Source organism: Calditrichota bacterium, assembly GCA_013112635.1.
Lineage (GTDB): Bacteria > Calditrichota > Calditrichia > Calditrichales > J004 > JABFGF01.
Genome location: JABFGF010000004.1, coordinates 291,108 through 304,978, shown reverse-complemented (window position 1 = coordinate 304,978; position 13,871 = coordinate 291,108). Strand labels below are relative to the sequence as shown.

The 13,871-nt window shown below is 38.1% G+C and carries 10 protein-coding genes; 7 read left to right on the top strand and 3 right to left on the bottom strand.

What is annotated here, in order from left to right; genetic code table 11:
- Window positions 1-35 precede the first annotated feature (35 nt).
- Together HND50_12860 and HND50_12855 are read right to left on the bottom strand one after the other, a co-directional pair.
- Window positions 36-1,487, bottom strand: coding sequence for a serine/threonine protein kinase (locus HND50_12860; GenBank protein NOG46125.1), 1,452 nt, complete (start codon window positions 1,485-1,487; stop codon window positions 36-38).
- A gap of 105 nt (window positions 1,488-1,592) precedes the next feature.
- The gene (locus HND50_12855; protein NOG46124.1) at window positions 1,593-2,060 is read right to left on the bottom strand and encodes a PTS sugar transporter subunit IIA; all 468 of its coding nucleotides are present in this window, start codon (window positions 2,058-2,060) and stop codon (window positions 1,593-1,595) included.
- Window positions 2,061-2,200: 140 nt separating this feature from the next.
- On the opposite strand from HND50_12855, the gene HND50_12850 reads away from it, so the two are divergent.
- From HND50_12850 to HND50_12840, 3 genes are all read left to right on the top strand, one after another.
- Window positions 2,201-2,650: a PTS sugar transporter subunit IIA gene (locus HND50_12850; GenBank protein NOG46123.1), complete on the top strand. Its 450-nt coding sequence runs from the start codon at window positions 2,201-2,203 to the stop codon at window positions 2,648-2,650.
- 134 nt (window positions 2,651-2,784) lie between these two features.
- A complete protein-coding gene (locus tag HND50_12845; protein NOG46122.1) occupies window positions 2,785-3,726 on the top strand; it encodes a polyprenyl synthetase family protein in 942 nt (313 codons plus the stop codon).
- A 27-nt stretch (window positions 3,727-3,753) separates the two neighbouring features.
- Window positions 3,754-4,275, top strand: a complete 522-nt coding sequence (locus tag HND50_12840) for a C40 family peptidase (GenBank protein ID NOG46121.1) — start codon at window positions 3,754-3,756, stop codon at window positions 4,273-4,275.
- On the opposite strand, the gene HND50_12835 is transcribed toward HND50_12840, so the two are convergent.
- Window positions 4,263-4,655 (bottom strand): helix-turn-helix transcriptional regulator, encoded by a 393-nt coding sequence (locus HND50_12835; GenBank protein NOG46120.1) that lies wholly within the window; start codon window positions 4,653-4,655, stop codon window positions 4,263-4,265. The two genes, HND50_12840 and HND50_12835, sit on opposite strands and share 13 nt — an antisense overlap.
- 60 nt (window positions 4,656-4,715) lie before the next feature.
- On the opposite strand from HND50_12835, the gene HND50_12830 reads away from it, so the two are divergent.
- The 4 genes from HND50_12830 to HND50_12815 all read left to right on the top strand — a co-directional run bounded on the left by HND50_12830 (window position 4,716) and on the right by HND50_12815 (window position 13,823).
- Window positions 4,716-6,005 carry a DUF2851 family protein gene (locus HND50_12830; GenBank protein NOG46119.1) on the top strand — a complete coding sequence of 430 codons (1,290 nt, stop codon included), beginning with the start codon at window positions 4,716-4,718 and terminating at the stop codon, window positions 6,003-6,005.
- A gap of 128 nt (window positions 6,006-6,133) precedes the next feature.
- The gene (locus HND50_12825; protein ID NOG46118.1) at window positions 6,134-6,364 is read left to right on the top strand and encodes a DUF350 domain-containing protein; all 231 of its coding nucleotides are present in this window, start codon (window positions 6,134-6,136) and stop codon (window positions 6,362-6,364) included.
- A complete protein-coding gene (locus HND50_12820; protein ID NOG46117.1) occupies window positions 6,365-7,108 on the top strand; it encodes a transglycosylase SLT domain-containing protein in 744 nt (247 codons plus the stop codon).
- Window positions 7,109-7,310: 202 nt separating this feature from the next.
- Window positions 7,311-13,823 (top strand): T9SS type A sorting domain-containing protein, encoded by a 6,513-nt coding sequence (locus HND50_12815; GenBank protein NOG46116.1) that lies wholly within the window; start codon window positions 7,311-7,313, stop codon window positions 13,821-13,823.
- The last annotated feature ends 48 nt before the right edge of the window (window positions 13,824-13,871 follow it).

The following is a 13,871-nucleotide window of genomic DNA, read 5'->3' as shown; positions in this document are numbered from 1 at the left end:
GGCAAGATAAAAAAGAAAGTGTAGAGCCATGTGTTTTACTTTTTGGTAAGCTTATATTCCATAATGTAGGTTTCGGCGGCGCGGAAAAAGCGTTTATCTTTTATGGGTTCATACCCCGTTTTTCTTATTTCTATTTCATGCCAGCCTGCTTTTAACTGAATCGTGTTGTTTTCATCCGGGCTCGCAACAAATCCATCGATGAGTAATTCAGCAATTGTAGGTTCAATGGAAATATTTAGCAAAGCCAAAGTATGGTTTTTTGGGAGTTCAACTTTAATCAAGGTTGTGTCGTTTGCATTTACTGTGGTTTTGGCCACAAAGGTTGAGTTGCTGGCAGGGTCGCTGGCCTGCAGATAATGGCCGCCTTTTAGAAAGGGCCCGAGCAGGGCACTTCTGCTTAAAACCGGTTTAACCTTTTTATTGTCAATAACCAATTCCATTTTCTTAACAGGATTTTCAACTTTTATATAACCCAACTCTTTTTTGCTGAATTGCTTAAATATTGCCCATCCGCTAATCAGCAAAGCTGCAACAAGGCTGTAACGCAAAGCATTCCAACCCCAGGAAGATGTGTTTTCCAGAATAGCTGCTTTTAAGGTATCGTCGGAATGGGTTATTGCCGTTTTATCCATGTTGTCTAAAACCCGTGCAAACAACTCTTTCTTGCGACTTCGTGTCTGCCAGGAGACACATTTTTCCAAATCATGGATTAAGGCAGCGGCATTTTTATAACGGGAGCGCATATCTTTTTTGAGCAGTTTTTTTATTACACGTCTTAAGCGCAGAGATATTTCTGGGTTGATACGATGCGGAGGAGTGTATTTGCTGCGGACCACTTTTGCTAAAATCTCCGTATTATTCTGCCCGTAAAAAGGTTTTATGCCGGTCAGCATTTCATAGAGTAAAATCCCCAAAGCATATAAATCGCTTTGCGGCCCAAGCGGATCGCCATGTGCCTGCTCCGGTGACATGTATGAAGGAGTCCCGACAATCAGGCCGGTCATTGTCAAGCGGACATTTGTATCATCTTTCGCCACGCCAAAATCAATTAGTTTTACATTACCTTCTTTGGAGATCAGTACGTTGCTGGGTTTAATATCGCGGTGGATTATACTTTGGTTGTGCGTATATTCCAGGCCATGTGCAAGCTCCAGGATTATCATAGCGGCAAGGCTGGTTGACATGGGTGCAGAGCAGTCTATAAGCGCTCTCAGGTCTTCACCATCAACATATTCCATTACCAGGTAGTAGGCACGGTTCATATACAAAAAATCATATATGGCAACCACGTTTTCCTGGCTAAAAGATGCGCTGAGCAAAGCTTCTTTTTTAAAACGGGCAATAATTTCGCGGTTGGGGTCTTTTAATTTTTTGATGACCACATGGCGTTTAAGTGCTGGCTGGTAGGCTTTGTAAATTTCGGCCATACCGCCTTCACCAATTTTCCCGCTTATTTTATAACTGCCTAGTTTCTCGTCGTTTTGCATTTTTGCTATGTTGTCAAAATGATTGTTTAAGATTTCCCGTTAAGAGTTTCCTGCTTCCTACATTCTAATTCCCACTTTATTCAGCAAAGCAGAGAGGCAAAATTTTTATTCAATTTCCGGGAAATTTTCTTCTTCAGATTTGATAAGTTGGAAAGCCTCTTCAGCAGTAGCACAGGATAATAATTGGTCACGAATCTGCTCGTTGCTCATTAACCGGGATATGCGGCTTAATAATTTAATATGAATTGCCGGGCTGTTTTCAGGGCCGAGAAGTACAAACACCAATTTTACCTTTTTATTATCGATTGAAGCGAAATCAATCTCTGTTTCTGCAACGCCCAGCGCAACTGTAAAATCCGGGCAAGATTGATGTTTACAATGTGGGATGGCGATACCGTTGCCGACCCCTGTAGTCATTATTTTTTCTCGTTCCAATACAGCATTAAAAGCCAACTCACTATCATTTATCTGTCCATCCATCAGCCCAATAAGCTCTTTTATTGCGAAATCACGCTCTCTCGCTTCCAGGGGGATTTTGATATTTTCTTTTTTTAGTAAATCGTTTAGCTGCATCTTTCGTCTCCAATTTTTTCGTAATCTAATTACAGATTATTTACAAGCCAAAAATATTGGCTAAATGAATTTTAAAAACAGAATCATTATTTTGACATCAAAAAGGCATTTAGCTAAATTCCAAAATACATGGAGGATTGATGAAATTATCAGAAATTTTAACACCAGATGTAATCGTCGCACCTTTAAAAAGCTCAAATAAAAAACATGCTATTAATGAATTGCTGGATGTATTGCATGAAAAAGAGCTTGTTAAAAGCCGTGAAGATGCTTTGAAGGATATTTTAACACGGGAAAAACATTTAAGTACCGGAATGGAAAATGGACTGGCGGTACCACATGCCAAAAGTGATTCTGTTGACAAGCTGATTATTGCTTTTGGGTTTCATCGTGAAGGTATTGAGTTTGAGTCCCTGGATGGAAAACCGGCTCATTTTATTTTCCTGGTTATGTCACCACGCGATACATCTGGTCCGCATATTCAGGCGTTAGCCAGTATCTCTCGTTTTCTTAAAAACGATGATGTACGCCAGAGATTATTAGAGGCCCCCAACAAAGATGATATTTATGATATCCTTTGCGAAGGTTAGAAATGAAAATAAGAAGTAAGATTTAAGAAGTAGGAAGTAAAACGCGTAAAGGATTATAGAATTCTGCTTTCTTTCCGATTCTTTTCAACCTACAAAATCGCAGAAATACAAACCCAAAACTTTGATAAAATAATATGCCATTACAAGAAAAACTATCTCCCTATCTACAGCTTATTGATCAGGAAATGAACAGCCTTACAACTTACCAGGATGTACCTCTTTTTTATGATCCGATTTATTATGTTCTGGAATTATCCGGAAAAAAAATACGACCTTTGATGGTTATGCTCAGTTGTGGCATTGCCGGTGGAGATACAAAATCCGCATCATATGCCGCCGCTGCTGTGGAGTTGCTGCATAATTTTACATTAGTTCATGATGATATAATGGACCAGGATGAAACACGGCGTGGCAAAGAAACGGTTCACATAAAATGGGATGTCAATACAGCCATTCTTTCCGGAGACGGACTGCTTGGTTTTGCATTTCAGAAACTTTTGCAAAGCCCGGTAAAAAACAGGGCCGATTTGGCAGACCGTTTTACAGAAGCAATGATTATTATCTGTGAAGGCCAGGGGTTGGATAAAATGTTTGAAGAAAACAGCTCTATTACGGATATACAATATTTGGATATGATTGAACGAAAAACCGCGGCTTTGATCCGGATGTCCTGCCAATTGGGCGCGATGGTAGCCGGTGCTGATAAAGAAAAGGAAAAACTGCTTTACGATTTTGGCCACAACCTTGGCATGGGTTTTCAGCTTCAGGATGATATTTTAGATATTGTTGCAGACCAATCACAGCTGGGCAAAAAAGTGGGTTCGGATTTTGAAATGCACAAGCAGACCATTTTGAGTATTAAACTGCGTCAAAAACTTGGAGCAGATGCTTTTAATAAACTGGACTTGGGAGCCTACCGAAAGGCGCTTCACAGCGAAGGTGTTTTGGATGAAATAAATAATTTGACCAATGATTATTTTGAAAAAGCATATCAGTGCTTATCGCATTTCCCGGAATCCGATCATAAAAAAATAATGCTTGAGTTAAGCGATTATATTCAAAAAAGAGAATATTAGATAATTACAAATAAGGTCATAAATAAGTTGAAAAAGATATTCTCGGATTTGCAATCCATAATCTGCAGCAAGAAATATTTCAACTATTTGCCCCTTTTATTACTTGCTTTTTTGATCAGTTCATGCGTTTCAATAATTGACCGCTCTTCCCGATTTAAAACTTCAGATGAAAACCGGCCTTGTCATAATATAGTTTCTGCATCTAAGCCCTGGATGGGTACGCCATATTTATATGGTGGAAATACAAAAAACGGTGTTGATTGTTCCGGGTTTGTACAACAGATTTATCTTCAGGTATTTAACTATAAATTATCCCGCACAACTGAGGCCATGTATGGTTCCGGTACTTTTGTAAGAGGTAACTGGCTTAAATGCGGGGATCTGTTGTTTTTTAAAAACATTCGCGGGCGCGGTGTGGATCATGTTGGAATTTACATCGGGCAGAACCGCTTTATTCATGCCTCAAGCTCTCGCGGTGTAGTTATTGATAATTTAACTGCAACCTACTATGTTGAGCATTTTGTGTCAGCCCGGCGTTACCTGCAATAACTTAACAGCAAATCAATCATATCACTGATTGTTTTTTTTGCTTCAGTTGGCAGTAATGCAATTTTCCTGGCAAGAATTATATCCGTATCCACCGAATAAGTATCTTCATTATCCTTTACCCGGCTGGCTTGATCTTCATAGAAATATCTTTTTTCCCCACTTAAAATCCATTCGATGGTTGTTTGACCCAATCTGGCCAGTTTTAATAATACATCTGACGGCGGAATGCGTTCTTTTAGATATTTACTAACTGCCGGTTGGCTGATATTCAGTTCCACCGCCAGTTGTTCCTGGGTTAAATTGTTTTGGCGACGGATAAAATCAATCCGGTCTGAAATTTCTTTTGCTTTATTTATTTCGTTTGAAGTTTTGTATTCCATGTGTTATATTCCAAATGTGATTTATTGTAACGATTGGAATTTATTAATGGAAAACCTTAAATGCAAGAAACCAATCTATACAGGTTTTGGGAGTACTACGCCGCTACAGATCAGATTCTTAGTTGGGGGCAGAGTACCTTAAAAATAATTTCATCCGGGAGATTAAATGAACATGAAGGCCCGGATTATCAGGGTGCCCGGTTTGAGCTTAACGGCGTACTTTTTCATGGTGCAGTTGAAATGCATATTTCGCTTAATGATTGGTACGGGCATCAGCATCATTATAACCCTGCCTACCGCGAGGTACAACTTCATGTTCTTCTTAATGAACCTGGATGCGATGAAAGTACGCGTCATGTTCAGCTTTCTGAAGCAATTCCAATATTTGTTCTACCGGTGCCGCAAGCATATCTAAAGAAAAATATTCAAACAAATTGCCGGGCAGCAAAAAAACCGCAAAATATTAAAAAAAATTTGCAGCAATTGGCAATCAACCGTTTGCAATATAAAATGCATGCTTTCCGTAAAAAACTGGAGAATCATTCTGTTCACCAGCTTTTTTACCAAGCCTATTTAAGGGCATTGGGTTACCCGTATAATAAACACGTTTTTGAATGGTTGGCCCTGCGGGTCAGTGCTGAGCAAGTTAATAAATATAGAAAATCACCGCTTCAGTTGCTGGCCATGTACATGGGGTTGGCCGGTTTTCTTGATTCAGACTTTAAGGATTCTTTCGCCCTTAGTTTAAAAAGAATTTTCAACCAATTGTCACTTTCATTGCCTTTTGCAGCACTTTCGCAGGCTAACTGGCAATTTGCTGCCGTAAGGCCATTAAACCATCCCCAATTCCGCTTGGCCGGTTGGGTTGCATTAATTTCCCGTTATCAGACGGACTCCTTATTTGATTTTTTTTATTCGCTTATCGAACAACGCTTGCCTTATCCGGATTTATTATCGCAACTTGAAGAATACTTAAGCTTAAAAACAGACAGCTACTGGCAGGAACATTATGCTTTGGAAAAACCTGTTAAAAATCATACAAACAAATTTTATTTGGGCCGGCAGCGTATTAAGGAAATAATTGTAAACCTGTTGATACCTTTACATTTATCTCACGCGCAACAAAAAGGAAATATCGGATTTGTTTCATACCTGGAGGATTTTTATCTGTACATTCCCGGGACATGCACCTATAAAAGTATCTATCGCCAAAAGCCCTGGTTAAAATATTATATTTCTTATTGGCCTTCATTTACACTTGGGCAGGCCTTTATAGAGCTGGATGAGAGCTATTGCCGCGTTTCAAAATGTGACAGGTGTCCTCTTGGAAGAGTGCAGCAAATGTTATAATAATTGCAGAGGCCGCAAAAAAAGTAAAGAAGCTATTTAATAATCAAAGATTGACATAAAATATAAAAAACTGTATTATCGATCTGATTCGAACCAAAGATATTTAAATTTTGAGGCCTGTTATGGAAATGGATTCTTTTGATTTTATCATGCTACGAAATTTTATTTATGCCATACTTGGTGTGATAATTGGCATATTATCTTCTGTAGGGACTTATAAACTTTTTAATAAAACCACCCGTTTTGACATTCCAAGCGAACTTGAAAAAGGCAACCTGGCTGTTGGCATTGTTGTTGGTGGTATATTTATAATGATTGGTTTGATTGTTGGTTTAATAATAGGGATGAGCCTCAATTAGATGAAAGAATTGATTACATTGCTCATTATATTTTTTACCTTATCTTTTTTATCCTGCAATAAACCTACCGTTGTAGATAAAAGTGATGTGTCCAGTGATTCACTTATTGCGGAAATTGAACAACGTCTGCAGGATAAAAGACATCTTGGTAAATTAAGCCGTAATTTAAAAAACAGCCGTTTAGGACGTTCCATTGATAAATACAAACCAATAATAAAAAAATATTCCAAAAGATATGGTTTCGACTGGCGCTTGATTGTAGCTCAAATAGCTCAGGAATCAAGTTTTAAAGAAAAAGCCCGTAGCCGTGTGGGAGCAAAAGGCCTGATGCAATTAATGCCAATGACGGCGGAAGAAATAAGTCGTGAACTGGATATTAAATACATAATGAAAAATCCACGTGAAAATATTACAGCAGGTATTTACCATCTAAAGAAGCAAATGCGATATTTTCCTGATTCAAAACCTGTTGACCGTACACGCCTTGCTTTAGCAAGTTATAATGCCGGGCCTGGAAGGGTGTTTGATGCGCAAGAGATAGCCTCTTATCATAAAAAGTCGGACAATAAATGGCCTATTGTAAAACCATATCTGGGAATGCTAAAAAAATCTGATTGGGAGTTACACCTTCAGGTTTGGCCAAATGGCCAGCCAAAATATGGGTATTTCTATGGTTCGCACGAAACAACAACCTATGTGGACAAAATTTGGGATACATACCTTATCTATAAAAAAATTCTGTAACCATTCAATTTCCTCAACCCCTGTTTATAATTTTCTATTTTAGTCTGATTGGCTTTCCTTCAAATATTGGCAAAAAACCTATCTACAGAAAAGATAAAAAGTGGTCAATAATTCTTATCTATTGTGACTATTGTCATTTATGAAACGGCGATAAATGTTCATTTTTCCCTTTTTAAAACCAACTATTTAAACGGGGTGCGATATGCATTATTCACGCAATCGGATTTTTACTATTTTACTGGGATGTATCTACCTCTTTGCTATGGATGGCTTTTCTTCAAAAGCCTGGTCTTTACCGCCTAAAACAATTTGGGTCAGTGAATCTGGAAATGATACTTCCGGCGACGGCAGCAAGGTAAATCCATATAAAACGATAAACTTTGCCATAGGTAATATCTCTAAAAATGATACAGTTTCTGTTATTGCAGGTGATTACAATGAAAATATTTCAATCATTAATAAACCCGATTTTGTTTTAAAAGGTGAAACTACGGCATCCAAACCTCAAATTATTGGTTCTGCAAATACACCAACGATTACCCTAAACCCTGGTGATTCTCTTTCTACTTTGGCAATGCGCATTGAAAACCTGAAGATTACACATACAGAATCAGCCAATGGCAGTGGATTATCAATAATTAACAGCTCATTAACTTTGGAAAATTGTGAAATTTTCAATAATCAGAATAGTTTTGGTGCCGGTATTTATGGCGAAAACAGCACCATTGAAATGTATTCAAATGAATTCTTTAATAATGATGCAGCAAACAATAACGGAGGTGCCCTGGCGTTAGTAAATTGTTTTGATGTAAAAATCAACAAAAATAATTTTTACGCAAATTCTGCAGATAGTGGCGGTGCGGTTTTTATCCGTTCAAACGGGCTAAGTGGAAATAGTTTTTTTCAAGACAATATCGTATCTCATAACACGGCATCTACAGATGGAGGAGCACTTAATCTAAAAGGGAATTCGGTTGTCTGGACATTCAGATCAAATTCCTTCGCTGAAAACCAGGCAGGAAATAATGGTGGTGCAGGATCTATTGAATCTTCGGCTAATGTGTTTTTTAGAAAGAATATTATTGTAAATAATAAGGCAGATAATAATGGCGGGGCTTTGGCTTTTGCCAATATTAGTTCAGCTATTAATGTTTGGACAAATACAATTACAGGAAACACAGCCCTTAATAACGGTGGCGGTCTCTTTTTTGATAATACTATTCAGGTTTCAGTAGGTGGGGCGGCAAATCTTAGCAATAACCTTTTCCATAACCGCGACAAAACTCAACTGAATAATATAACTTCAACAACTACTATCACCAGTCTCAATTTAAGCCAGAATTACTGGGGTACAACAGACCAGGCATCGGTTGAGCAACAACTATCTATTCCATTAATAAATACATCCTGGGAATTATTTGACAGCACAGCTTCAGACGTGAAGATAAAATTATTTGCACCTCAAAAAAATGTATGGTTTGCAGACGGTAAAATCGAATTTAATTCGGGACAATTAAACCCAGTTGGAGACAGCACATTGGTAATCAAAACGCATCCCGATACAACTTTTAATATCGATGAGGGCATTCAATCATTTTTACCAAAGATTTACCAGTTCGATTGGAGCAATGTCAGCTTATCATCCAGCGATGCAAGAATCACTTTTTATCTTGAATCTTCAGAACTTGATCTATTAGGCCGGCCACTGCCGGAATCTATTCAAATTCTTGAAAATAATGCTTCCAATTGGGAAGCGGTAGATACTGAAACGAATAATGATGGTTCTGAAATAAGTGCTTCTTTGTCCGCTCTCAATATTAATTTGTACACAATAGGTTTGGATCAGAGCTCATTATTTTTAGTCGATCCTACACCAAACAGGGCAGATGTTGACAAAGATAATCCGTTTAAAATCTTTTTTCAGAGAGAAATGGATGAAGCAAGCCTGGTAAAAGAAAACATTGCTGTCAAAGGTTCTTTTTCAGGCAATATAGATTTTAGTCCATTTTTTAACAGTCCCTCAAATACACTCTATTTAACAGCGCAGGATAAATTACAAGCCGGGGAAATTATTACGGTTACTTTGACTGATTCTATTAAAACCAAAAGCAGTGGTGCCTTGGAAAATGGATTTAGCTGGAGATTCAGAACAAGTGCATTTCGTGGAAAAGCCCAGTTTCAACAGGCAGGAATAATCCAAACCAGAAACGGAAATAACGAATATCTTTTTAATGATTTTGATGCGGATCAAATCCCGGAATTAATCGAGCTGTCCGGAACAGAGGTAACGGTCTTTAAAAATATTAATGGTTCATATAGCGAAGAAAATAGCTTTGATAGCGGTGTTGAATATTCAAAATTACGGCTGGCCGATTTAAATATGGATGGTATAAATGAAATAATCCTTTTTAATAATACATCCCTTTTTGCTTATAGCTATGATTTGGCCAATGGGTTTACTGAAACATTTTCTAAAAGTTATACAAACACCGGTACTCTTAATGATGTTTTAATCGAGGATTTTAATAATGATCGCATCCCTGATATTTCTATTTTGCTGGATCTGGACGAATTCCGGCAAATAGATTGCTATTATGGTGAATTGGTTTCCGGTTATGATTTTACCACTCTTACTTCTATAATTCTAAATGGGACGGCACATACATTTTCGGGGACAGATTGGAATAATGACGGTCTGTTTGATATGGTTTCATCAAACGGAACGGATAACACAAATATTGCCAGGATTATCAATCAGAAAACTTCGTTCACATCTTTCTTTAATACATTGCCAGAAATCGGTTCTCAGACGATTATCAGTACAGCGAATGTTTTGGAGGACGGTACATTTAAGGATGCTGAAGAAATAATAATTGCCGGGACAGGTGGCGGGCAAAATCTGTTAAAACTTTTTAATATTGATGAAGACGGTGTTTTAGTTGAAAAAGACCGCCGTCAATTTGCGAATCCAATTGAGTCGGTTTATGCGGCAGATTTTAACTCTGACGGGTTTAACGATATTGCTATCGGGCATTCAAATAACGACATAACCCTACTGCTAAGTGAAAAAGGGGTTTTACAAACGCAAGATATTATTTCGGTTCCAATTCTTCCTAAAAACATTTTATCAATCGACTATGATGCTGATGGCGATTTGGATCTTCTTGTTTATGAACAGATTGACGGTTTTACATCCTGGGTTATTTATGAGAATGAGAGCCGCTCGGCAAAAATCTGGTGGGTTGATGGCAATGCTGAAGATGGCGATGGTAGTTTTGCTAATCCATTTGTATCGATTAACCAGGCAATTACTAAAAGCTTTAGTGGTGATTCAATTCTTATTCATCCGGGCGTTTTTACAGAACACATTTCTATTAATCACGATTTATTTGTTGCATCACAAGATACAGCTCCTGTTGTGCTGAAATTTGATAATGAGGATATATTTTCACAGACAGTTCTAAATGTATCAGGCACACAGTTGTTCGAAGCTTATAACCTTACTTTTGAAGATGATGGAATTCAATCTGGGACACAGGCTTTGTTTGCAGAAAACAATGATAGTCTGGTTTTTGAAAAAATTCACATCAGGCATTTTGAGAAAGCAGCCCAGTTTAATAATAACAAAGGAAAGCTGAATGCCGTTTTTGTTGAAGATAATGAAAGAGGTATGCAGTTCAATGGCTCTGAAATGACGCTTTCACAAATGGAAGTCCAGCGTAATAATGTTTTCGGTGTTGCCTCATTAAGCTCTGATCTATCTATTATAAATGCAGAAATTCGTGAAAACGGCAGCAACGTTTCTTCAAACAGCACAGGACTAAATCTTAGAAATAATTCTAATGTAACCTTGCTGGAAACGTCTCTATCAGAGAATGGGAATGCTAATATTCTTATAGACAATTCTACCATAAACATGCAATTTACGTTTGTTGGCGAAGCTCTGAGCAATGGCCTGAATAGTGATGGAAATGGAGTTTTTGCAACAAATGGTGCAATCTTAAATATTGAAAACAGTGTGCTGGTAGATAATTATAAAATTGGGCTGGCTTTAGAAAATAGTCAGGCAACGATTTTAAATTCCATTATTGCCAATAATGATTCACTTTTCAATCAAAATGGTGGTGGTCTTTTTGCTAAAAATAACAGCATTGTAGATTTACGAAATTCTATTTTATTGGCCAATAACACAGCCGTTAGTTCTGATAATTCCAGCATTGATATTAACTATAATGATTTTTACGTGAATAATACTGCATTAGCAGGCGCATCTCTGGGAAGTGGAAATATTGCCGATGACCCTTTGATGGTGTTTATGTACAACCCATTTGGTGCAGATGGGAACGTCGATGGATTTAATGATCTTAAATTATCTCCGGGTTCGGGCCTTATTGATAAAGGCGATCCGGCAATATTCAATGGTGAAACAGAATCCCGGTCAGATATTGGATTGTTTGGAAACCTTGCTTTGCCCCAGGCCTTAAGTTCTATTCCTCAGGCAGCAGTTGAAATAAGAGATTCATCAGTTACTTTGAGTTGGCAACAGGTGGCCGCAGAAGAAGAAGGGCTTTTCAAAGGAACAATGATTTTTCGTGATTCCCTTGATAATTTTGAACCTGATACATTAAATGCCCTTTCACTTATACCGCTTGGCACAACTTCTTTTGAAGACAACGAATTAAATTTTGGCAAAGAGTTTTATTACCGCTTTGCTTTTGTGGATACCAACGGAGCATCGAACGCATATTCACCAGTATTGCAGGGGCGGATTGATTTTAAGGAAATACGAAGTTCTCTATCACTTTTAAGTGTACAGCTTGGACAGGGCGATACTCTAACCCGGCCTGTTACTTTACTGAATAACGGAACAGTTCCGGTTACCGTTTCTATAAAAGGCAATCTCCCGGATTGGCTTACGGTTTTTCCAAAACAACTTCAGCTGGATAGAAACAGTAACGATGTTTTTGTATTTCGGTTTGACGCTGCAAGTTTGGTAAAAGACTCTTTGTATAATAGTAAACTCGATTTTGTAGTCCAGGAAGATACAACTGTTCACACAAGTATGGATGTTCAAATGCTGGTTTCCTATCGGGATTTACGCGCCCCGCAAACCACTTTATTCAAATCATATCCCGATACGGTTCGTCAGGCAAATCTTACTTTTGCATTTGAGGCAAATGATACGGCTTTTAGTACAATTGGCACTCCACAAAACCTGATGCGTTATATTTACCGCTTTGCAAAAATTGACGATGCACAGCCAACAGTTATTGAATCCGATACAACAAATGAACAACGTTTGGATTTTTATCCGCTGGAAAACGGCCGTTATCTTTTCCAGGTGGCCGCTCTTGATACAGCCGGGAATGGCGCCTTGGGTGATAACAGCTCTTCAGTTTCGGTAAATGTCAAATCGGGCGAGATTGATATTATGGATGGTTACTGGCAGATGGTAGCTTTGCCGCGCAAAATATTAGGAAGTGGTGTTGAAATTAACGCACCAAATCTAAAGGCACTACGCCATTGGCAGGATGAGCGCTATCAGTTTATTACGCCAGATTCGATTCTGGCTGGTTTGGGTTATTGGGTTTTCAGCACATCAATAATTCATGTGGATCTGCAGCAATACGAAATGATTGATGCAAATAACAATTTTGTTGTTAAACTGCAGAATGGCTGGAATATGATCGGCAATCCCTGGTCATGGAATATCAGCTTTGATGAAATTACGTTCTCAACGAACTCAGGAACTTCTTTCACTTTTGAACAGGCTGTTTCTGATGGTTTGATAAATTCCGGAATTTATTATTGGAATGCATCAAATATCTCTCGTGGTTACCGGCACGAAACATCCTCAAAAATGAGCATAAACACAGGATACTGGTTAAAAACAAACCAGGAGCTTTCAGTTCACTATAATCCGAAACCTTTTGTTCTGCTCGAAACAAGCCTGCCAAAAACAAGCTCAATTCTCAGCAAAAATGAACAGGATGCAGTTATCCGCTTAAAAGTAAAGCAGGGCCGCTCGGCTGATACAGATAATTATTTTGGTCTTGCCGTTGATAAAAAGGAGTATCCTTATTTTTATCAAAGTGCTTTAGAACCTCCGGCAATTTATGATAATATCCGTCTCTTTTCGAAAGAAACAAAGGGTCTGTTTACATCAGGTCTTGAAGATTTCAATTCAGTCGACTCATCCCAGGTTTGGGACTTAATTGTGGAAGGAAGTAATAAAGAAGAAATTGTTTTAAGCTGGGAGAATGTTGGCAGTTCATCAGAAATACATTTTTATTTGTATCATTTGGAAAGCGGTGAGTGGTTCAATCTAAAAGAGCGCGATTCTTTTAAGATTGAAAACAATAAAACACAAAACCATTTAAAACTGATTGCTTCTGAAGATGAGAATTTTACGCCTCAAATTTTACCGGTTAAATATGCCCTTTCCCAAAACTATCCAAATCCCTTTAATCCGGTCACGACAATCAAACTTTCCGTTCCATTTTTTGCAGATGGCGTTCAGGCCAAACTGGATGTTTTTGATGTCCTTGGTAGAAAAGTAAAAAATCTGCTAAACAAAAAGGTTAAAAGTGGCGAAATAGAGGTCAGTTGGCATGGTGAAAACAGCCTCGGGAAACAGGTAGCCAGCGGTATTTATTTTTACCGGGTTAGTGCCGGTGATTTTACAACTTCCAAAAAAATGATCTTAATCCGATAACAAATTGATAATGCGCAGGAAATATCGTGCCAGTGAATCCTGTGAAAA

Excerpts from the sequence above, each read along its gene's own strand:
- HND50_12855 (NOG46124.1), bottom strand. The coding sequence starts at position 2,060 with ATGCAGCTAAACGATTTACTAAAAAAAGAAAATATCAAAATCCCCCTG.
- HND50_12830 (NOG46119.1), top strand. The coding sequence starts at position 4,716 with ATGCAAGAAACCAATCTATACAGGTTTTGGGAGTACTACGCCGCTACA.
- HND50_12860 (NOG46125.1), bottom strand. The coding sequence starts at position 1,487 with ATGCAAAACGACGAGAAACTAGGCAGTTATAAAATAAGCGGGAAAATT.
- HND50_12820 (NOG46117.1), top strand. The coding sequence starts at position 6,365 with ATGAAAGAATTGATTACATTGCTCATTATATTTTTTACCTTATCTTTT.
- HND50_12845 (NOG46122.1), top strand. The coding sequence starts at position 2,785 with ATGCCATTACAAGAAAAACTATCTCCCTATCTACAGCTTATTGATCAG.
- HND50_12850 (NOG46123.1), top strand. The coding sequence starts at position 2,201 with ATGAAATTATCAGAAATTTTAACACCAGATGTAATCGTCGCACCTTTA.
- HND50_12825 (NOG46118.1), top strand. The coding sequence starts at position 6,134 with ATGGATTCTTTTGATTTTATCATGCTACGAAATTTTATTTATGCCATA.
- HND50_12815 (NOG46116.1), top strand. The coding sequence starts at position 7,311 with ATGCATTATTCACGCAATCGGATTTTTACTATTTTACTGGGATGTATC.
- HND50_12835 (NOG46120.1), bottom strand. The coding sequence starts at position 4,655 with ATGGAATACAAAACTTCAAACGAAATAAATAAAGCAAAAGAAATTTCA.